The following is a 21431-nucleotide window of genomic DNA, read 5'->3' on the forward strand; positions in this document are numbered from 1 at the left end:
CGGCGGGAGCAGCTTCTTGAGGATGGCTTCCCGGCGCTCGTCGGAGTACTTCATCGGAACCTCGTCACGCCCCACATCGTTCAGAGTCTAACAGCCGCTGACACTCCAACTAGCTTGACAGTGGGGGAAGGACTTCTGGGAGAAAGTCTGTTTAGTGACCAGCAAGGATCAAAACCTTACCAAAGCCCACGTCAAATATCTGGAAAGCCTGCTGATCCAGTCAGCAGGCGAGCTAGGGCGCTGCAAGCTAGCCAACGGCACCGCGCACGAATACATCAACTTGCCCGAATCCGACCGTGCTGATATGGCTTTTTTTATGGAGCAGATCCGTACGGTACTGCCGGTACTTGGGCTGGATTTTTTGCGTGGTCGGCCTATGCCATCTCACCCACCGTCGATATTAAAACCGTCGCCAGCTGCCTCTCCAAAGTTTGTAGCAGAAGTACCTCGTTACGGTATTAAAGCCTACGGGCAAGAACTGGACGGTGAGTTTTACGTGCTGGAAGGTTCTATCGCCAGAGGTACATGGACAGGTGTTGATGGTGGTTACCAAAGCCTCTATCAGCAGCTATGTGATGAAGGAGTGCTGGTTGAGGATGAGAACAAGGTGAGACGTTTCGCCAGCGATTACGCTTTTACTAGCCCGAGTGCCGCTGCTGCAGTGGTGTCAGGTCGAAGTGCCAATGGGCGAATACATTGGAAATTGGAAGGCACTGGCCAAACATATGGGGCTTGGCAAGACCAGCAGGTGAGTGCTGCGGCCACTCTAGGGAAATCAAGGGGTGAATTAGCGTGATTGATGGCATGGTGAAAACCAGCACTAATGGCTCTGATCAAACGTTGAAGCGAAAACGGCTGGGGCAGTTAGGGCTTCTTGAATCACATTTAGAGGATGTGATTTGCAGGAACCATGAGCTGCTGTGTCTTGAGAGGATAGGCCTGTTTGTAGACAGCATTCACTTAGTTAGGCAGGGCCGCGTTCAAGACTTAATGGGGCATCAAAAATACCCTGATCTAATGTTCCTGACTGATCGTGGTGATGTCGGAATTGTGGAAGTGAAGCGCTTTGGCAACAGGGAGCTTAGAGGTAGGTCTGTCATTTCACAGATTCTCGATTACGGTGCTGCACTTGGCAGCCTTGATGAACGCAGTCAAGTTGAACTGTTTTCTCAAGGTCTACCTGGCTGTACTCGTCTTGAACACGTCGCTTTGAAGCTAGTGGGAGATCCCGATCGGGCGCGTTGGGTAGCGCAAAGTTACAGAAATCGGCTGTCTCAAGGGCAGTTGCATTACATCATTGCTTGTGATGAAGCACCTGAAGGTTTATCAGAATGGATTCGTTCAGCCAGTAGGAACGATGCAACCGATTATCAGATTAGTGTTTTGGAAGTCTCCCCGTTTCAAAACGATGAGTATCCTGAAGACATTATATGGCTATCTCAGCCCATAGCTCGTACTGAGACCATACACCGAACCACTGTGGAAGTTATCCGGAATGATGACAGCGGACAGCTTTCGGTCAATATTTCTAGCGAATCACCCGATACCATTGAAGAGCGGGCTGAGTCTGATCAGCCGTTAGGCGCCTCTGGCCAGCGTAAGTTTAAAAATGGGATTGAGACCGTTGCCGAAGAAATTGGTCTGCCCAGCGAGATGATTCACACAGCTTTGAAGTCGGCCAATCAGCAAGGAGTTAGCGCTGACTGGGAGTGGGCTTACGATGCATTTGCCAACTCAGAGAGTGAAAGGATTGCTTTTCTAAGAGGAAAAAGAATTCTGGGGATGGTGGAAGGGCGCTATGGAGTTAACCTAGCCCAGCCGTGGAGACCCAGCGTTTTTGTTGGATATTACTTCTCTTCTCATGATCATAGTATCCAGCCTGTCGGCAAGGAGAGGGGCGGGGATTTCTCTATTATTCTAGATGTTACAAAGAGTTGGGGGGAGCGGAATAGTTTCTGGGAAACGCCTGAGTACCGCTCGCTATGCCATCGACTAACCCAGCAGTCTGGCGAGTGGGCGGTTTCGCAGGGAAATAACCTATGGCATCCGTTGATGATTCATCGCCCGATGGCCGACGTTATGAAAGGGGCAGTGGACGAATCTGACATGGTCAATCGCTGGTTCAGTGCTGCGAAAGAGGGACTTGATATGCTTTTGTCTGGTAGAGAGCTACAAGCACTTAGAGATAGGCTGGAGGACGAAGGCAAAGTATAACGAAAGCTGGCCATGGTGGGTTATCAAGAATGCTGGTTATCCACTGGCTTATGTATGATTAAAATAAAGTAAAGCAGCTATGTAGTTAACTACTAAGGATTTTCAATGGCGGACAGCAGGGAAGCCCAGTTCCAACAAGACATCATCGACGCCATGGCTGCTAGTGGTTGGGCAGTGGGTACTGCCAGCGGCTATGACCGCACCACAGCACTTTATACAGAGGATCTGCTGGGGTATGTGCAGGAGGCTTGGCCCGAGCGCTGGGAGAAGTTCTGCAAGGCTAACCCGCAATCCTCTGAAACGGTGTTTGTGCAGAAAGTGGTACGCGAACTGGAGCGGGCGGGCACGCTAGAAGTGCTGCGCCATGGCTTTAAAGTGCCGGGCGTGACATTTGATCTGTGCAGCTTTAAGCCCGACCATGCCATGAACCCTGAAGCACGTTCACGCTATCAAGCCAACCGTTTGCGCGTAGTGCCGGAAGTTGCCTACTCGCCCCATGCCCGAGACAAAGCCAATGGCGGCCAGAGCTATAACCCGCGTCTGGATCTGGTGCTTTTTGTTAATGGTATCCCTACCGCCACCTTAGAGCTAAAAAGTGAGTTTAAGCAGTCGGTAGAAAACGCCAAGCGACAGTACCGCCATGATCGCCCGCTAAAAGATCCTGTTACCCGCAAGGTTGAGCCGCTACTCGCCTTCAAGCGTGGCGCATTGGTGCATTTTGCGGTCAGCCAAGCAGAAGTGGCGATGACCACGAAACTGGCGGGCAAAGAAACGTTCTTTCTGCCGTTTAACCTGGGCACTGAAGGCGGCGGTGCTGGCAACCCGCCACCAGAAGATGGCAATAGCTACGCCACAAGCTACTTATGGGAGCGTGTGCTGTTGCCGGATGCATGGCTGAAGATTCTAGGACGCTTTTTGCACTTGGAGCAGAAAACCACCGAAGACTTTCACGGTCGACGCAAAACGAAAGAAACGCTGATTTTCCCGCGTTACCACCAATGGGAAGTGGTTAATCAGCTGATTGAGACCACCCAAGCTGAAGATGGCGGGCAGCGTTACCTAGTTCAACATAGCGCGGGGTCAGGTAAATCTAACTCCATTGCCTGGCTCGCCCATCAGTTGGCCAACCTGTATGACGAAAGCGGCCAGCAGAAGCGCTTTAACTCTGTGATTGTGGTGACTGACCGCACCGTGCTGGATAGCCAGCTGCAAAACACCATTTACCAGTTTGAACATGCCCATGGGGTGGTCTGCCCGATCACCCGCGATGTCGGCAACCAGAGCAAATCTGAACAGCTGGCGGAGGCGCTGGCGAGCAATACCCGCATCATCATCGTCACTATCCAGACCTTTCCTGCGCTGTTCGATGCGCTGGATAAACGTCCCACGCTTGCCGAGGGCCGCTATGCGGTCATTGCCGATGAAGCACACTCGTCACAGGCGGGCGATTCTGCGCGCAAGCTCAAGGCGCTGTTAGCCGCCGCTGAAGAGAGCGCGGAAGATGATGAGGAAATCAGTGCAGAAGCAATGCTGGATGCAGCCGTGTCCACTCGTCGCCCGAATGAGCGCATCAGCTACTACGCCTTTACCGCCACACCCAAGGCCAAGACACTAGAACTGTTTGGCCGTGTACCAGACTCCAGCTTGCCGCCAAGCGCGGACAACAAGCCTGAGTCATTTCATCTCTACTCAATGCGCCAAGCTATCGAGGAAGGCTTCATTCTGGATGTGCTGAGTAATTACGTCACCTACAGCACCGCCTGGAAACTGGCCCACTTGGAAGATGAAGAGAAAGAGGTAGACGCCAAGAAGGCCTCCCGTGTATTAGCTAAGTGGGTGCGCTTACATCCTTACAACATTGCCCAGCGCGTAGAGGTCATTGTTGAGCACTTCCGCGCCAATGTGCGTCATTTGCTAGATGGCCAGGCCAAGGCCATGGTGGTCACCGCTAGCCGCCAAGAGGCGGTGCGTTATCAGCTGGCGATGCGCCAGTATGTGGAAGCTCAAGGCTATAGTGACGTGCATCCCTTAGTGGCGTTTTCCGGCAGCGTACCGGCCGATGAGGTTATTCCTGAAGAAGTCAGCGAAACCAGCAAACTGTTGAACCCCGGCGTTCGTGGGCGTGATTTAGCGGGGGCGTTAGATACCGACGACTTCAACGTGATGATCGCCGCCAATAAATACCAGACAGGCTTTGACCAGCCCAAGCTATGCGCCATGTACGTGGATAAAAAACTGCAGGGCGTAGACTGCGTGCAGACGCTTTCGCGGCTGAACCGACTGTTTCCTGGCAAACAGACGTTTATCCTCGATTTCTTCAATGAACCACAAGAAATTTTAGAAGCGTTTGCGCCGTATTATCGGAAAGCGACGTTGGCAGATGTGTCCGATCCGCAGGTGGTGTATGACCTCAAACGCACATTGGATGCGGGCGGCATTTATCACTGGCCTGAGGTGGAAGCGTTTGCTATTGCTTTCTTTGACCCTAAAGCACCCGCTTCACGATTAAGTTACTACTGCCAGCCTGCTCAAGATCGTTTCAAAAAGCGTTATGAAGTCACCGTACAGCAGCAACAAACGTGGAAAGACGCCCGATATCAAGCTGAGCAGCAAGGCGATGATAAAGGCATAAAGCGTGCCGAGCAGGAGCTGGAAGACGCAGGCAAGACCCGCGATGAGCTGGACCTGTTCCGTAAAAACTTACAAAGCTTTGTACGCACCTATGAATTTCTCAGTCAGATCATCCACTTCGATGATGCTGAATTAGAGCAGCTGTGCGTGTATGCCAAGCACCTGCATCCCTTGCTACGTATTGACCGGTTATTAATTGGCGACCCTATTGATGTCAGCGAGCTTGAGCTGGACAGCTACCGGCTGACCAAGCGCGCTGAGCAGCGCCTCTCGCTTGAAGAGGAGAGTGGCGATTACGGCTTGAAACCAATCTCAGATGTTGGCTCCGGCAAACCCCATGACCCCGAAACTCAACGCCTTAATGAGATTATCGAGCGCCTGAATGACCTCTACGGCGCAGATATTAGCGATGGCGATAAGCTGCATTTCGCCAACGGTATTGCCGACCGCATTGAACGTGATGATGCTGTCATGGCCCAGATCAACCACCATGACGAAAACCAAGTGATGCATGGGCTATTTCCCAAGCGCGTGACCGACGCCGTGTTAGACGCGATGAACGACCATGAAAAACTGAGTATGCCGCTGCTAGAAAACGAAGAAACCGGTAGGCAGTTTGCGCTGCTGATCTTGAAGCTGCTTACAGGTCGGCAGCTTGATGGGCGAATCTAGCGTATGATGATGAATTCAAACGTGATGGATTCATCACGATACTGCATAGATTTTACTGCCTGCGTAAGGTGGGTGATTTACATCTCATGGGCTGGAGGACACGGTGAATGGCTAAAGTTGGCTACCTCACGCACCTAGAAATTAATGGTTTTCGCTCTATCGAGTCTACCTCACTAGAGCTCAAGCCACTGAACGTGCTAATTGGCCCCAATGGTGCGGGGAAGTCGAACTTCATCAATTTTTTTCGCTTCATGAATAAGCTGCTTCAAAAAGATTTGCAGCTATATGTAGCGGAACAGGGCGGGGCGGATGCGCTGCTTCATTTTGGCCGAAAACAGACTCCCACACTTTCAACGTACTTGCGCTTTGATCCAAACAGCTATGGGGCAACCTTGATTCCATCGCAAGATGGGCGGCTAGTCTTTAAAGAGGAGTTTTGCGAGTTTTTTGCTGACACCATAGGCTTTTCAGGTGGCGACAAAAAAAAAGGGCTAGCTAAGCCTGGTGCTGACGAATCAGCATTGCCTGCCCCACAGGGAGCGACTATTGCAGGTAATGTGGCTAAGCACATTTCTGACTGGAAGGTGTATCACTTCCACGATACGAGCAGCAGTGCGCCTATGAAGCAGGCGGGAGAGCTGTTGGACAGTGACCGATTACGCGAGCAGGGTGAAAACTTAGCGGCTTTCCTTTATGACATTCAGACGCACAACCCAGATGTCTATAAGCGAATTGTATCTACGATCCAGCGGGTTGCGCCGTTTTTTCACGATTTCATACTGGCACCTGAACGGCATAACGACAGCAAGATCCGGCTACGTTGGAAACATAAAGGCAGCGATGCTTACTTTGATGCCCATGCGCTTTCCGATGGAACCCTGCGTTTTATCTGCATGGCCACATTACTGCTACAACCTAATTTACCTTCTCTGATATTGCTGGACGAACCTGAATTGGGCCTGCACCCCTATGCCATACAGCTACTAGGCTCAATGCTCCGGCTGGTTAGCCAATCCACTCAGATCATTATTTCTACTCAATCCGTCTCGTTGGCCAATGAGTTCAGCGCTGACGATGTCGTCGTTGTCGAGCACCGGGAAAATCGCTCTACTTTTAAGCGGCTAGATACGGTCTCCTTAGAAGCATGGCTGGAGGACTATCGTTTGGGAGACTTATGGGAGAAAAATTTGCTGGGAGGTACCCCCGCGTGATTCGACTAGGCATTAGCGTTGAGGGAGCGACTGAGCGAGAGTTTGTAACACGTGTTTTGGCACCGGTATTAGCCCAAAATCAAGTGTTTGCTAGCCCCATTGATATGCGCGGACGTGTGTCACTTGAGCGCATCGATAAAGAGCTTAGTAAGTTGATGGCTATGTTTGATCATGTAACAACGTTTTATGACTTTTATGGTTTTCATAAACGCCCGCCGGGTGACGTTTACGCTCTAGAGGATGCTATCAATGGTCTTGTGCCCGAGGATAAACGTCACCGATTTACCCCCTATGTTCAGCAGTACGAATTTGAAGCCCTCGTGCTTGCAGTACCTGATCATGCGGAGGAAGTCATTGGCGTCGATGGGCTCAGCGCTAAGCTCCGTAGCATCGTTGGCCAAAGCGGAGGTGCCGAGCTAGTCAACGATGGATACGAAACCTGCCCATCTCGGCGTATAAAAGCTATTGCCCCTCATTACGATAAAAAATTCCATGGACCAGTGGCTTTAGAAGGTGCCTTAGATGAAGCAAGGGCAGGCTGCCCTAGATTTGATGCTTGGTTGACGTGTATTGCTCAGATCAGAAAGTAAAATTTAACTAAATTAAATTTTATTCAGGCCGATAGTAGTCATTGCAGCATTCAAAAGCTAAAAAAGGGATTGTAATGAAGTTAGCAACTGCTTTGGCGATATCATGCTCGATGGGCATATTAGCTCTACCTATCACAGTCTCGGCCTATTTTGACGAGCCTGGCACTTGGACCCCGTGCAGGCTGATGATCGACCGGCGGATCAGTTTGGCGTTGCGCCGCATACTGATTATGGCTGCGTGACGCTGCTCTACCAAGATGCCGTCGGTGGTTTACAAGTGCGCGAGCTGGGTAGCGAGCGCTGGGTTGATGCCCCCTTTATTGAGGGCTCGCTGGTAGTTAATGTCGGTGATCTGTTGGCGCGATGGTCAAATGACCGCTTTCGCTCTACGTTGCATCGTGTCATCAATACCAGTGGCCGGGAACGCTACTCCATAGCGACCTTTTATGACCCCGACTATACGGCTCGCGTTGACCCTGCCGACCTTGGTGTCTCAGCAGCAGAAGCTCAATATCCGCCGGTAGCCGCGGGTGACTACATCTTGGGTCGCATTGATGCCTCAATGAGCTACCGCAAGGCCGCCGCATCCTGATGAGGAGCAATCAATGAAGCTGCCTGAAACGTTACGCTATGCCGAGCTTGTGCCGGTCGCTTGGCAAAATGGCGGTGGAGTGACACGTGAAGTGGCGCGCCAGGAGGGTGATGGGGAATCGCCGGACTGGCGGGTTTCGGTGGCTGAACTTGACAGGGAAGGGCCATTCTCGATTATTACTGGGGTCAGGCGTCACTTTACGGTGATAGGCGAGCATCCGGTCACGCTTGTTTTGCCTGATCAGCGTGCTGTTTTGGCATCTCGGGAAAGCTTTATCTTCAAAGGTGAGGCAGTGGTGAATTGCTTGTTGCCCGAGGGGCCGAGCCAGGCGCTGAATATAATGTACAATCCAGCAAACTGGCAGGCTTCTGTTCGTTGGCTAACGCCTGGGGAGCCGCTAAAGCAAGCCCCAAACGCTGAGACACTTATCTTAGCCGTTGGTGGGCAGGCGTGGCGGGTCGGTGAGCCGTCGCTGCCACTTGGTAGTGGTGATGTTTGGCACTGGCCCAGGCTAAACGCTGATGACGAGCTAGCGACCGATAGCAGTAACACAATGACATTTGAGACGCTGCCTGCAACGCGCCTGATTAGGGTCGACCTGTCTCCGCGGGGTTGATGCTCCTTTTCAGAGTGCTAAGCGGGGTGGTGAAAGGGATTTGAGGAGAGCACGTGGGACGCCAACCGCCCCGGTATCAACAGATTAAGCAGTACTTGCTGGATAATATCCAAACGGGGCATTTTCCCGTCGATCACAAGATCCCGCCTGAGGAGCAGCTTGCGGTTACCTTTGGTGTCAGCAGGATGACTGCCAATAAGGCAATTCGCGACCTAGTGCAGGAAGGTTATCTGGTGCGTCAATCGGGGATCGGTACTTTTGTAACGGATCGCCGCTCTGAGTCGTCATTGGCCGAAATTAATAATATCGCTGATGAGGTACGCAGCCGTGGCCACGAATACGCTAATCGTGTGGTGAGTTGCGAAGCGTTGAATGCTGACGATGAGGTTGCCCTGCGGATGGGTGTGCGTATTGGGACTAGGTTATTTCATTCGATTCTCATTCACCTGGAAAATGGCCAGCCGATCCAGCTCGAAGAGCGCTTCGTCAATCCACGTTGGGTGCCTGGCTATCTGGAGGCAGACTTCAATCGCCAAACCCCCAACGAGGTGTTGGTTGCCGCTTGCCCGATTACCGATATGGAGCACGTGGTAGAGGCGGTGCTGCCTGAAGCGGGCGCGGCAGAGTGGCTGGAAATTGATGCTGCGCTACCCTGCCTTAGTGTTCGTCGGCGCACTTGGTCAGGCGACCGCCTAATTAGTTATGCTCACCTGCTGCATCCCGGTGACCGCTATAAATTGCGTACTATGGCGCGTTCAAATACCTAGCCCGCTACCCAAGCTGCAAAATAACCAGCGGGAATGGCCAGTGTCAGACTGAGCATCGTTCGGATCAACCAAATGATGACGATACGGCCAACGCTGAGTGGAATGGTCGTCGATAAAATGCACGGAATTGATGCCGAGAAGAACAGAATCGACGATACGGAGATCACACCGGCGGCGAAGCGTGCAGGCAAGGTCGCATCAGCCATCAGTAGTGCTGGCAGAAACATTTCGGCGAGTCCTGAGGCTGTTGCCTGGGCTAGTTGGCTGGCTTCTTCTATGCCGAACAGGGCGATTAACGGATAGAAAATTAGTCCCAGCCAGTCGAATACCGGGGTGTATTTGGCCAATAACAGGCCGAGCAATCCAACTGAAAGGATAAAGGGCAGGATGCTCATGGTCATTAGCATCCCTTCCTTAAAGTTGATTGCCACGCTGCGCAGGAGTCCAGGCGCGCTTTCAGCCGCGGTTAGACTCTCCTGCCAAGCCCTTGTCAGCCGCTGGCCGTTCGCTACTGGCGCCTCTTGGTGAGTTGTCTCATCGTCCATTCGCGAGAGTGGCGGCAGGCGTACGGTGATCGCGGTAACCGTGAAGGTGATCAGTAGCGTCAGCCAGAAGTACAGGTTCCACATTGACATCAGGTTGAGGGTTTTGGCGACGATAATCATGAAAGTGGCTGATACAGTAGAGAAGCCGGTGGCAATAATCGCCGCTTCGCGGGCCGAATATTGGCCCGATTGGTAAACGCGATTAGTAATAAGCAGGCCGATTGAGTAGCTGCCGACGAATGACGCGACAGCGTCAATGGCCGAACGGCCTGGGGTGCGCCACAAGGGACGCATAAGGGGCTGGCAGAGGACGCCGACGCCCTCAAGCAGGCCGTAATTGATGAGCAGTGCCAGAAAAACTGCGCCGATCGGTACGATCAAGCCCACCGAGATGACCATTTGTCGAACAGAAAGGGCAGCATATCTGGCGTATGCAGTGCCGACGGCCCTGCTCCGCTTAGCGCCATGATAGCGCACAAGACCCCCACCCACTTGAACACGGTGAATACACGCTCGGTGCGATTAGCCCGCCAATGACCGGTAATCACCGGATAGAGGGCGCCTGCGACAATCACCGCCATGGCGTAGTAGGCCACGGCGCCCCCTAATATGCTGCGCACGGCGCTTACCATATGATCGAGAAGAATCGTGGTCTTGCCGTCAAAAGGTAGTGGTACAAAGAACACCAGGATGCCTAGCAGGCTTGGCACCAGCAGCTTAAACAGAAGGGTTGGTGTGGCTTTGAGGGTGTAGTTATTGTCAGGCATAGGGGCTCCAGGGGCAGGTGGAGAGAGTTGACCAGTGGGGCGCTATTGGCTAGGCGATCTCACCAAACAGCTTGGTCAGTGCGGCATTGTTCGCTTCGTCAAGGGCGTGACGCCGCTGCTGGATAACCCAGCGGCCTGCGACCATGACATCGCGTATCTGTTGCTTGGAACCGCCAAACAGCCAACGCCCTAGCCGCGTTTCGTCTGAACTGGTGGCGAGGTAGGGGTCACTGCCATCAAGAACGACAATATCGGCCCGCTTGCCCGCTTCGAGCGCGCCGATGGGTTGGCCAGAGGCCTGGGCGCCTCCCGCTAATGCATGGCGGTAAAGCCAGTCGCCCACCGGGCGTATGTCGCTATTGTGCAGGCAGTTGCGCTGTTGGGTGGCAAGGCGCTGGCCGTACTCAAGCAGCCGTAGCTCTTCAACCACATCGAGTGATACATGGCTATCAGAGCCAATGCCCAGACGCCCACCCTGGGCGGCATACTCCACTGCGCGGAAGATGCCGTCGCCCAGATTGGCCTCGGTGGTCGGGCAGAGCCCCGCTACGGCGCCGCTAGTGGCGAGGTCATGTACTTCTGAGTCGTCTAGGTGAGTGGCATGGATCAAACACCAGCGCTCATCCACCTCAACGTTATCCAGTAGCCAGCGCACAGGGCGTTTGCCTGAATAGGCGAGGCTGTCTTCCACTTCGCGTTGCTGCTCGGCGACATGAATGTGGCGTGGCCCGACAGGGTTCGTCGCCAGCACCGCCTGGATCTCTTCCAATGTCACCGCGCGCAGGGAATGAAACGCCATGCCTAGTGCCTGTGTGGAGTGGTCGGCAAAGCTTGGCTTCAACGTCTCAAGCAATTTCAAAAAATCTGGTACGGCGTGGATAAAACGTCTTTGCCCATGATTGGGTGGCTGGCCGCCAAAGCCGCTGTGGGCGTAAAGCACCGGTAGCAAGGTAAGCGCAATGCCACTGCGATCGGCTGCTTGGCTAATCGCCCAGGCCATTTCAGCCGGATCGCTATGGGCTTGGCCCGATACATCGTGGTGCAAATAATGAAATTCGCTGACCTGCGTATAGCCGCCCTTGAGCATTTCGATGTAGAGCGCCTGGGCAATGGTGCCCACTTGATCCGGTGTCAGGCGGTCAACCAAGCCGTACATGCGGTCTCGCCAGCTCCAGAAGCTGTCTGGCTGGGGGCTACCGACTTCTGCTAGGCCCGCCATGACGCGCTGAAAAGCGTGTGAATGTAGGTTAGGCATACCGGGTAGCGCTGGCCCGGCTAAGCGCTGGGCGTTGCCGGGCGAGCTGTTGGGCAGTACCGATGTAAGCATGCCCGTGGCATCGACTTCGAACAGCACCTGAGAGGCCCATCCAGTCGGTAGTAGGGCATGATCAGCAAAATAGCAATGGGTCATTGGGGCTCCTTTTTGTTAACGAATAACGGATAATGTATATACATATAGCGAAGTCCGCTTCTTAGGTAAAGAAGAGAGTTGGAATTCCCTCGTAAAGTCCATTTTGGTGCGTAATTTCGCCCTATTTTTGGCGTTTGCACTATGTTGGCGAATATTTGGGACTGAGTTGTTTTTTTGCTAAAAAGGGCGATTTAGGTGATTGCGCAGAAGCGTTTGTTGCCATAATGTATATACAAGCTTTGACAACAAACAGGAGTTACCATGTCTCTTTCACGCTTTCGCGATACCGAAATTCGGGCACCTCATGGAGTCGAGCTCTCCTGCAAGAGCTGGCTGACTGAAGCACCGCTGCGCATGCTGATGAACAACCTAGATCCAGATGTCGCCGAGAATCCCAAAGAGCTGGTGGTCTATGGCGGGATTGGCCGCGCCGCCCGCAATTGGGAGTGTTTCGATACCATCGTTGAAACGCTCAGACGTTTAGAAGATAACCAGTCACTGCTGATTCAGTCTGGTAAGCCGGTGGGGGTATTTGAAACCCATAAAGACGCCCCGAGGGTGCTGATTGCCAATTCCAACCTAGTGCCAGCCTGGGCTAACTGGGAGCATTTCAATGAACTGGATAAGAAAGGCCTGATGATGTACGGCCAGATGACGGCTGGTTCATGGATCTACATCGGTTCTCAGGGCATTGTCCAGGGCACCTACGAGACCTTTGTTGAGGCTGGTCGGCAGCACTACGACGGCAAGCTGGCCGGGCGCTGGATTCTGACGGCCGGTCTTGGTGGTATGGGCGGGGCGCAGCCATTGGCGGCAACGCTAGCGGGTGCCTGCAGCCTGAATATTGAGTGTCAGCAGAGTCGTATTGATATGCGTCTGCGTACCCGCTATGTGGATGAGCAGGCGAGTGACCTCGACGATGCCCTGGCGCGCCTGGAGCGCTATACCTCAGAAGGTAAAGCCGTCTCGATTGCGCTGCATGGCAATGCCGCTGAAATATTGCCGGAACTGATTAAGCGTGGCATCAAGCCGGATATGGTAACCGACCAGACCAGCGCTCACGACCCACTGCATGGTTATCTGCCCGCAGGCTGGTCATGGGATGAGTATCTGACACGCGGGAAGACCGAGCCCGAGATGGTGGTTAAGGCGGCTAAGCGCTCCATGGCGGTGCATGTGCAGGCCATGCTCGACTTCCAGGCAATGGGTATACCTACCTTCGATTATGGCAATAACATTCGCCAGATGGCTCAGGAGGAGGGCGTTTCTAACGCTTTCGACTTCCCCGGCTTTGTGCCTGCCTACATTCGCCCACTGTTCTGCCAGGGAATTGGCCCATTCCGCTGGGTGGCGCTCTCCGGTGATCCAGAAGATATCTATAAAACCGATCAGAAAGTCAAAGAACTCATCCCAGATGATCCGCATCTGCATAACTGGCTGGATATGGCCAAGGAGCGTATCAGCTTCCAGGGCTTACCGGCGCGCATCTGCTGGGTTGGCTTAAAGGATCGTGCTCGCTTGGGGCAGGCGTTTAACGCCATGGTCGCCAGTGGCGAGCTCAAAGCACCTATTGTGATTGGTCGCGACCACCTGGACTCCGGCTCGGTGGCCAGCCCCAATCGCGAGACTGAATCAATGCAGGATGGCTCGGATGCCGTCTCCGACTGGCCGCTGCTCAATGCGCTGCTCAACACCGCCGGAGGCGCCACCTGGGTCTCCCTTCACCACGGCGGCGGGGTGGGCATGGGTTACTCCCAGCATTCGGGCGTGGTGATCGTCGCCGACGGTACCGATGATGCCCACGCACGACTTGGCCGCGTGCTGCGGAATGATCCGGCTACTGGCGTTATGCGCCACGCTGATGCCAGCTATGAGATCGCCAAGAACTGTGCCCGTGAAAACGACCTTGATCTGCCGATGGTCAAGTGAACGGCCTGACTCCAACAAACAAGAGGACATGACATGAAATATATGCCGAACAGTGAGAAGTGCCCGCTGCCTTACTCACCCTTCAAAAGCTGTACCGTTCCGCGCCCGATCGGCTGGCTCTCTTCTATCAGCCCGGATGGGGTCGAGAACCTGGCACCTTACAGTCAATGGCAGAACCTGACGTTTGATCCGCCGATGGTGATGTTTGCTGCCAACCAGTATCCCGATGGCCGGCGCAAAGATACGGTCATCAACGCAGAGAAGACCGGCTGGTTCGTCTGGAACATGGTGACCTTTGATCTCAAGGACGCCATGAACACGTCCGCCATGGCGGTGCCGTATGGTGAAAGTGAAATCAGTCTCGCTGGATTGAAGACGGTCAAGGCTGACCTGTCCAATGTGCCGATGGTGGCAGATAGCCCCTGTCATTTCGAGTGCAAGTACATCTCGACGCACCGTCTCAAAGGCAACTCGAACGTGGGTACGATCGATATTGTCTTTGCAGAAGTCGTGAAGATTCACGTCAAGGATGAGTTCATTACCGAAGAAGGTAAGATCGACATCATGAAAGCGCGTCCTATCGCGCGCATGGGCTATCACGATTATACGGTGGTAGATAACCGTTTCGAGATGAAGATCCCGAAAGCTTCTGAAGATGAAGCAGATGGCCTCGAAGGTCGCCCTTGATAACTGGCCGATGGGGGAGACCTTCTCCCCTGTCGTCATCCTAAGCTAAGAGGATGCGGGAAATGGACAATAGCGCTGTTGACAACAATGCCAAGAGAAAACATTCACTTGCCGAAATCTTGAGGGTGGCGATTCCGAGCTTCCTTGGAATCATGGTCTTCTTCGTTCCGATAACAATAGCCGAGAAGAACACCATTCTTCTCGACCATTTGGTGATCTGGTGTGAGAACCTGCTGGGTGAAAACAGCCAATGGTACGCGCTGCTGCTTATCATTGGTGGCTCGGTATTACCCATCATGCAGAAGTTCTGGCGACAGGGCTTTGGCAGTATCGTGTTCACCCTCTTCAAGTTCATCGGCCTGGTCCTGGCAGGCATGGTCATCTTCAAGGCCGGCCCGGCAGCGCTTTACGAGCCCTTCATGCTGGAGTTTCTCTGGAAGGCGCTGGTCATTCCGGTTGGTATCCTGGTGCCGATTGGCGCCATCTTTATGCCGCTTCTGGTCAACTATGGCCTGGTGGAGCTGGTCGGGACTTTGACCCAGCCCTTCATGCGCCTGGCGTTCAAGGTGCCCGGACGGTCTGCTATTGACGCGGTGGCGTCATTCATCACCAGTTTTGCCGTTGGGCTCTTGATTACCAACAAGGCTTACCTCAGTGGGGAGTACTCCGCGAAGGAGGCTGCCATTATTGCTACGGGGTTCTCCACGGTATCCGTCGCTTTCATGGTAATCGTGGCCAGAACACTGGGGCTGATGGATATCTGGGTAGTGTTCTTCCTGGCAACGTTGTTCACTACGGTTGTGGTAACGGCTATCAGTGCACGCATTCCTCCCATCTCCAGCATGGACGATCACGCCTCGAATCGAGAAGCGACACCGGACAAGGGAGATCGCGTGGCAACGGCAGTGGCGGAAGCCATTGGGGTCGCCAACAGCCCGAAGAGTTTCCTCAACCTGGTCAAGGATAACCTCAAGGATGGCATCGTGATGACGATGACCATCCTTCCAACCATTCTCTCGGTCGGCACGATCAGCCTGTTGATTGAGAAGTACACGCCAGCCTTTGACTACATCGGGTATATCTTCTACCCCATCACGCTACTCTTTGGCATGGAGAATGGGCTGGAACTCTCTTCAGCAGTGTCTACGAGCTACTCAGAGATGTTCCTTCCCGCGTTGATCATGGCAGAGGCTGATGTTGTCTCGAAGCTGGTGGCGGGGATTACGGCCATCTCTTCTATTCTCTTCGTATCTGCCTCAATTCCTTGCATCATGGCGACCAATATCCCGATTTCATTCTATGGACTGACGGTCGTCTGGGTGGTCAGAACAGCCCTGACGATGGTGGTAGCCATTCCGCTGTCTATGGGTATTGCTTCATTCATAATGTAGTGTTTATTTCAGATGGAAGAGAAGAAACTCCGCTCTGCTACTGATAACCCGTTAGTGGTTCCAGTTGAAGATGACAACCAGACTGTGACCCAGGCTAATCCTCACGGCGCCTCGGTGGCGATGGCCTGCGATCTGTTGGCCATCGCGGCCTGTGAGTGGAGTTCGATCTCAGAGCGGCGCGCCTACCGTTTAGTGACCCCCCAGGCGAATCAGCTGCCACCTTTCTTGACCACTGAAAGCGGCGTCAAGTCCGGCATGATGATCGCCCACTACTCGGCAGCTTCCCTGGTGGCGGATAACAAACGTCTGGCGCAGCCCGCAGTAACCGACAATTTTATCACCTCGGGCCTCCAGGAAGACCATCTAAACTTTGGCGAAAGTGCTGCCCTGAAACTGGACAAGACCCTCGAAAATGCTTTCTACGTTCTTGCTATCGAATATCTACTCGCCTCTCAGGCCCTTGATTTAATTGGCAGCGATGAGTTTGCCAAGGGCACGTCGCTGGCTTGGAAATCACTGCGAGACGTCTTGCCTGCTTACCAGGAAGAGCATGCGCTGCACCTGGATATTGAGGCGACTTACCAGCGCCTAAAGGAGACTCAAGTGATCGATAAGCTCCTGTCTATTGCCCCGAACTTACTGCCGAGTCGGCAGCCTAGCGATTAGGAGGAAGCATGAAACAGCTATGGCACCACTGCCATGCGGTGACCCTGGCGGGTGGCCGCTACGGAATTGTGCGCGATGCGGCGCTGATTATAGACGCGGGACGCATCGCCTGGATTGGCACTGAGGCGCAACTTGACCGCGATGCTGCATTCGATGAAGTGCGTGACCTGGGTGGGCGCTGGCTAACGCCAGGGTTGATCGACTGCCACACGCATCTGGTGTTTGGCGGTGACCGCAGTAATGAGTTTGAGCAGCGCCTGGAGGGCGTGAGCTATAGCGAGATAGCTAAACAGGGCGGTGGGATCGTTAGCAGCGTGCGGGCCACTCGCGAGGCCAGCTTTGACGAATTACTGGCCAGCGCTGAGAAGCGCGCCAAAGTACTGCTGCGCGAAGGCGTCACCACGCTAGAGGTCAAGTCGGGGTATGGGCTTGATCTGGAGAGCGAGCGCAAAATGCTCAAGGTGGCCCGGGCGCTGGGGGAACGGCTACCTGTCGAAGTGCTTACGACGTGCCTTGCGGCCCACGCGCTGCCGCCCGAATACCGCGAACGTAGCGATGAGTATATAGATCTAGTCTGCGAGGAAATTCTGCCGACACTGGCGAAGGAAGGCCTTGTCGACGCCGTCGATGGCTTCTGTGAAGGTATCGCCTTCTCTGTGGAACAGATGCGGCGCGTATTTGAAACCGCCAAGCAACTGGGCCTGCCGCTCAAGCTACATGCTGAGCAACTGTCGCACCTTGGCGGTTGCCAACTGGCTGCAGAGTTTGGTGCGTTTTCCGCTGACCATGTTGAGTACGCCGATGAAGTCGATGCGCGTGCGATGGCACAAAGCAGCACTGCCGCGGTGTTACTGCCGGGGGCCTTCTTGACGCTACGTGAAACCCAGCTGCCGCCGATTGCAGCCTTTCGTGAGCAGGGCGTCACCATGGCGCTGGCCAGCGACCTTAATCCCGGTACGTCGCCGGTGCTGTCGTTACGCTTGATGATGAATCTTGGCTGCACGCTGTTCCGCCTTACCCCTGAAGAAGCGCTGGCAGGCGTGACCATCAATGCCGCTAAAGCGCTGGGTATTGAGGCCACTCACGGTTCGCTAGAAGTAGGTAAATGGGCAGACGCGGTCGTATGGGATATTACCGGTCCAGCGGAGCTTAGCTACTGGCTGGGCGGGCAATTGCCGGTCACGGTATTCAAAGCAGGTAAGGAGATAGAGGCATGATCGAAAGTTACCAACTCACCCAGGGCGATACGCCGCTATTGATTTCAATGCCTCACGCAGGCACCGCGCTAACGCCGGAGGTAGAGGCGGGGCTTAATAAAGCTGCGCTCAGCCTTGCCGACACCGACTGGCATATTCCCAAGCTTTACAACTTCGCCGCCGAGCTTGGGGCGAGCCGTATTGAGGCGCGCTATTCGCGCTACGTTATCGACCTTAATCGGCCGGAGAGTGATACGCCACTCTATACTGGCGCGACGACCGGGCTGTTCCCCAGCACCGACTTCGACGGTGAGCCGTTGTATGAAGAGGGGAAGGAACCCACTAAGGCTCAGCGCGACTGGGCCAAAGAGCATGTTTGGCGCCCCTATCACAACGCTCTGGCAGGCGAATTGGCGCGGCTAAAGGCGCGCTTCGGCTATGCGCTGCTATTTGACGCGCACTCTATCCGTTCAAAGATACCGCGGCTTTTCGACGACCAACTGCCTGATATTAATCTGGGTACCTTTGAGGAGCAGAGCTGTAATCCGGAGCTTAGTCAGCGGTTACTAAAAGTGTGTGCCGCCCAATCTCGCTTTAGTCATGTGATTAATGGTCGTTTCAAGGGGGGGCATATTACCCGTAGCTATGGAGACCCAACTAACCATATTCACGCCGTACAGCTCGAACTTTCCCAGCGTACCTATATGAACGAACCATGCGACGAACAACCAATCTTTGCCTATCGTGAAGACCGTGCCGCTGAAGTGCGCCCACTGCTACGAGAACTACTTGAGGCCATGCAGCGGTGGGGAGAGGTTAGGGGCTGTTGAAGTTTCAGGGCAGGGATATTGGCAAAACAAGAGCAAACCCGCAGAGTAGAGCTTCCGAAGCCATCACTCTGCGAGCCTGCAATGCCCCGACTGATGCTCAATAATGAACATTGGCGAAGCTAAAAACCATCCTGCTTCAACAAAGGATTTATCTCAGCCGATCTACGAATGACGGTGGAAAGCATTCTTTATCGAATGCGCTCCGGCTGCCCATGGCGTGATTTACCCGAGGTCTTTGGCCGCTGGAACACGGTCTATCAGCGCTTCAATGCCTGGTTGGCAGCTGGCAAGTTGATGGCTATCTTCGGCGCTTTGTTGGACGATCCCAATGTCGAATGGCTCTCCACTGATGGCACCTATACCAAGGCACATCAGCACAGCGCAGGCGCGGCCAGTGATAATACTGAGGCTATCGGCAAAAGCCGCGGGGGTAATACCAGTAAGATTCATTTGGTAGTGGCTTACGGACTCCCTATTGCCTTCAGGCTTATGTATGGGAGGCGAGGTGCATGACAGCAAGGAAGCCCCGGCGCTGATTGCTGAGTTATCTTCCAGCGAGGCGCTAGTGGCTGATAAATGCTAAGACAGTGACACTATTCACCAGCTGATAAATGCACAAAAGACGCGTCCGGTGATTCCGCGTAAGCGCTACTCGATAAATGAAAAGCCAGCTTGTACAGTGGGTTAAATCGATATCGATACTTGGTCGAGAATGCGTTTGCACGGATGAAGCATTACCGGGCTAGCGCGACATGCTACGATAAACTCAAGCGAAACTATGAGAACATGGTTGCTTTAGCCTGTGGCTTCCTTTGGTTACCGATGTGAAACGTCAACAGCCCCTAGACATGATTGCAATTTATCTGCAAGCAAGAAATTACAAATACTAAGAATAACAAACTTCGAAACTGTCGCTGGTTAGGTATAAAACTATTGGCAAAAAAGGGTTTTCGATGTTCTACGGCACTCCAATACGATATGTCAGAATGAGTCTGAAACGCCTAACCACACTGCCGATCACATCAAAAGAGTCTTTCGGCAATTCCATTGATCGCAGCTCGGTCACCCTGCAACTGCTTGAAAGAATAAAAACGGCTTTAATTCGCGGAGAGCTTCTCCCCGGCGATTATTTACCATTTGAGGCCGAGCTGACTCAGACGTTAGGGATCGGTAAGTCGAGCGTTCGCGAGGCAATTAAGATGCTTCAGGCGATCGGCATCGTTGAAGTTAAGCGCGGGCAGGGCACGATGATCTGCCTCGAGCCGGGCGTTACTCTAGTAGATTCAATTAGTAGATCCAATGGCTTTCGGCATGATCCTTGCCCGAGGCATGACCCGCGATGTGCTTGAGTTTCGCAAGATGTTCGAACCTGCTTACACATTGCAAGCCATGCACAATGCCAAACCGCACGACCATGTCCTAATTCAACAAACCATTGATGCCATGGCCTCAGCGATCATCAACGGAGAGCAGACAGCGCTTCATGATGTCGCCTTTCACCGGGCGATCCTGCAAGCGACTCATAATCCGATGACCATTCGGGTGGGTGAAACCTTGATCCAACTGATAGAGGCAGCACTGGAAACTTCTATGCAGACATTGCCGGAGGTCGCCCTGAAGGACCATCAAGCGATCTATGCCGCCTTGAGGGCGGGCGATGAAGCAGCGTTGAGGGCGGCTATCGAAATCAGTAGCGAGAGCTGGGAGACTAACTTGGCATACATCGACTGATCCGCTGGACTGGGGGGGGTAACCTATGGAACGGCGCTGACTCGCCCTCGGCCACAGCGCGGTAGGTGTATAGGGAGAGGGAGTGTCAGGTACAAAACCCAAGTTAAACTTCTTTCCAAAGTAGCCAGCAGACCCGGTACTAAGGCGTCTGCCAAAGTAGTAATCCTAAGTATATGCTCAAGGGCTGGGTCTGCAGAACATGAAATCAGTTTGCCTTCTTCAAGCAAGGCATGGTGTATTTGTGCCGCCAGTTCGGGGCGCGGTAGACGCAAACAAACAAAATTAGTGGCACTCGGCGATATATCAGCGCCTAACTTCAATAGGTGTGCTGTAAGTTTTTCACGCCGTTGGCGAACCGCCTTGATATAAGTCTGCACCTCGTTTGGATGGTCGAGCACAACTTCTGCTGCGGCCTGGGTCAGTGTTGATACTGCATAGTGAATACGCACCTTCATCATCACTGCCAATGCTTCTGGCTAGGCAATGGCAAAGCCTACTCGCAGGCCCGCCAGCCCGTGTGCTTTGGACAGAGTGCGAACCCACACCACGCCAGGCAGTACGCGGCGGCCAAACTCACTGTCGGCATCCTCGCGAAAATCATGATAGGCCTCGTCCTGCAGCAGTCAGCAATCTTTGGGTAATGACTGGCGGAAGGCTAATACATCCTTATCATTATGAACATGGCCGCTGGGGTTGTCCGGGTTGGCCAGATACACTAGTTTAGCTCCTTCGCGATGAGCGGCTTCTGGCAGCGCATCGAGATTCGGTGCCAACAGGCCTGGACCTTCCTGGTAGGCCAGCTCTACCAGGCGGCAGCAATGGCCTCTAGCAAAATAAGCGAACGTCGGATAAGTACCCGCTGTGCTGATCACGCATCCCTCGTTTGAGTTAGTGCTCGAAGGGAGAGAGCGAGCAGACTATCAGCACCAGCATCCACTAGCATGGCTTCGAGAGGAATCTGCTTCTGTTCAGCCAATCGTGAGCG

The 21431-nt window shown here is 53.7% G+C and carries 20 protein-coding genes and 2 pseudogenes; 17 read left to right on the forward strand and 5 right to left on the reverse strand.

Translation table 11 applies throughout. The annotated features are described in order from the left end of the window. Positions 1-154 precede the first annotated feature (154 nt). The 8 genes from MHM85_RS00005 (at position 155) to hutC (ending at position 9293) form a co-directional block, all read left to right on the forward strand. On the forward strand, positions 155-796 hold the full coding sequence (locus MHM85_RS00005; protein WP_239286359.1) for a DUF4357 domain-containing protein: 642 nt from the start codon (positions 155-157) through the stop codon (positions 794-796). Beyond that, positions 793-2214, forward strand: a complete 1422-nt coding sequence (locus MHM85_RS00010; RefSeq protein WP_239286360.1) for a hypothetical protein — start codon at positions 793-795, stop codon at positions 2212-2214. The genes MHM85_RS00005 and MHM85_RS00010 overlap by 4 nt, the downstream gene beginning before the upstream one ends. Positions 2215-2319: 105 nt before the next feature. Beyond that, positions 2320-5517, forward strand: coding sequence for a DEAD/DEAH box helicase family protein (locus MHM85_RS00015; RefSeq protein WP_239286361.1), 3198 nt, complete (start codon positions 2320-2322; stop codon positions 5515-5517). Between the two features lie 107 nt (positions 5518-5624). Beyond that, on the forward strand, positions 5625-6728 hold the full coding sequence (locus MHM85_RS00020) for an AAA family ATPase (protein ID WP_239286362.1): 1104 nt from the start codon (positions 5625-5627) through the stop codon (positions 6726-6728). Further along, positions 6725-7318 (forward strand): DUF4276 family protein, encoded by a 594-nt coding sequence (locus MHM85_RS00025; protein ID WP_239286363.1) that lies wholly within the window; start codon positions 6725-6727, stop codon positions 7316-7318. The genes MHM85_RS00020 and MHM85_RS00025 overlap by 4 nt, the downstream gene beginning before the upstream one ends. A 175-nt stretch (positions 7319-7493) precedes the next feature. Next, a complete protein-coding gene (locus MHM85_RS00030) occupies positions 7494-7910 on the forward strand; it encodes a 2OG-Fe(II) oxygenase family protein (RefSeq protein ID WP_239286385.1) in 417 nt (138 codons plus the stop codon). 13 nt (positions 7911-7923) lie between these two features. After that, positions 7924-8526, forward strand: coding sequence for a HutD family protein (locus MHM85_RS00035; protein WP_054645286.1), 603 nt, complete (start codon positions 7924-7926; stop codon positions 8524-8526). Positions 8527-8579: 53 nt separating this feature from the next. Continuing rightward, on the forward strand, positions 8580-9293 hold the full coding sequence (gene hutC, locus MHM85_RS00040) for a histidine utilization repressor (RefSeq protein ID WP_054645287.1): 714 nt from the start codon (positions 8580-8582) through the stop codon (positions 9291-9293). On the opposite strand, the gene MHM85_RS00045 is transcribed toward hutC, so the two are convergent. The 3 genes from MHM85_RS00045 to MHM85_RS00055 are packed head-to-tail and all read right to left on the reverse strand — an operon-like array spanning position 9290 to position 12016. Beyond that, the gene (locus MHM85_RS00045) at positions 9290-10225 is read right to left on the reverse strand and encodes a YjiH family protein (RefSeq protein ID WP_239286364.1); all 936 of its coding nucleotides are present in this window, start codon (positions 10223-10225) and stop codon (positions 9290-9292) included. The two genes, hutC and MHM85_RS00045, sit on opposite strands and share 4 nt — an antisense overlap. Then, the gene (locus MHM85_RS00050) at positions 10216-10605 is read right to left on the reverse strand and encodes a hypothetical protein (protein ID WP_239286365.1); all 390 of its coding nucleotides are present in this window, start codon (positions 10603-10605) and stop codon (positions 10216-10218) included. The genes MHM85_RS00045 and MHM85_RS00050 overlap by 10 nt, the downstream gene beginning before the upstream one ends. Positions 10606-10654: 49 nt before the next feature. Continuing rightward, complete coding sequence (locus tag MHM85_RS00055) at positions 10655-12016, reverse strand: formimidoylglutamate deiminase (RefSeq protein WP_054645288.1); 1362 nt, start codon at positions 12014-12016, stop codon at positions 10655-10657. 261 nt (positions 12017-12277) lie between these two features. Between MHM85_RS00055 and hutU the strand changes: the two genes are divergently transcribed. The 9 genes and pseudogenes from hutU (at position 12278) to MHM85_RS00100 (ending at position 20446) form a co-directional block, all read left to right on the forward strand. Beyond that, the gene (gene hutU / locus MHM85_RS00060; RefSeq protein WP_239286366.1) at positions 12278-13945 is read left to right on the forward strand and encodes a urocanate hydratase; all 1668 of its coding nucleotides are present in this window, start codon (positions 12278-12280) and stop codon (positions 13943-13945) included. 33 nt (positions 13946-13978) lie between these two features. Further along, a complete protein-coding gene (locus MHM85_RS00065) occupies positions 13979-14632 on the forward strand; it encodes a flavin reductase family protein (protein WP_054645290.1) in 654 nt (217 codons plus the stop codon). Between the two features lie 62 nt (positions 14633-14694). Next, a complete protein-coding gene (locus MHM85_RS00070) occupies positions 14695-16023 on the forward strand; it encodes a YjiH family protein (protein ID WP_137095030.1) in 1329 nt (442 codons plus the stop codon). A 12-nt stretch (positions 16024-16035) separates the two neighbouring features. Beyond that, positions 16036-16689, forward strand: coding sequence for an aromatic amino acid lyase (locus tag MHM85_RS00075; protein WP_239286367.1), 654 nt, complete (start codon positions 16036-16038; stop codon positions 16687-16689). Positions 16690-16697: 8 nt separating this feature from the next. Then, a complete protein-coding gene (hutI, locus tag MHM85_RS00080) occupies positions 16698-17906 on the forward strand; it encodes an imidazolonepropionase (protein ID WP_137095034.1) in 1209 nt (402 codons plus the stop codon). Further along, entirely contained in the window at positions 17903-18715 is an 813-nt protein-coding gene (gene hutG, locus MHM85_RS00085; protein ID WP_239286368.1) for an N-formylglutamate deformylase, read from the forward strand. Before hutI ends, hutG begins: the two co-directional genes overlap by 4 nt. A 150-nt stretch (positions 18716-18865) precedes the next feature. After that, positions 18866-19543 (forward strand): annotated as a pseudogene (locus MHM85_RS00090) (IS5 family transposase). Between the two features lie 158 nt (positions 19544-19701). After that, positions 19702-20064, forward strand: a complete 363-nt coding sequence (locus MHM85_RS00095) for a GntR family transcriptional regulator (protein WP_239286369.1) — start codon at positions 19702-19704, stop codon at positions 20062-20064. Next, positions 20027-20446, forward strand: a complete 420-nt coding sequence (locus MHM85_RS00100) for an FCD domain-containing protein (RefSeq protein ID WP_239286370.1) — start codon at positions 20027-20029, stop codon at positions 20444-20446. Before MHM85_RS00095 ends, MHM85_RS00100 begins: the two co-directional genes overlap by 38 nt. A 23-nt stretch (positions 20447-20469) precedes the next feature. Here MHM85_RS00100 and MHM85_RS18470 read toward each other — a convergent pair. Together MHM85_RS18470 and MHM85_RS18475 are read right to left on the reverse strand one after the other, a co-directional pair. After that, positions 20470-21069: pseudogene (locus tag MHM85_RS18470) on the reverse strand (aminotransferase class I/II-fold pyridoxal phosphate-dependent enzyme). Continuing rightward, complete coding sequence (locus MHM85_RS18475; protein WP_343218319.1) at positions 21070-21318, reverse strand: hypothetical protein; 249 nt, start codon at positions 21316-21318, stop codon at positions 21070-21072. Between the last annotated feature and the right edge of the window lie 113 nt (positions 21319-21431).

This window comes from Halomonas sp. McD50-4, from assembly GCF_022348135.1.
Taxonomy (GTDB): Bacteria; Pseudomonadota; Gammaproteobacteria; order Pseudomonadales; family Halomonadaceae; genus Vreelandella; species Vreelandella piezotolerans.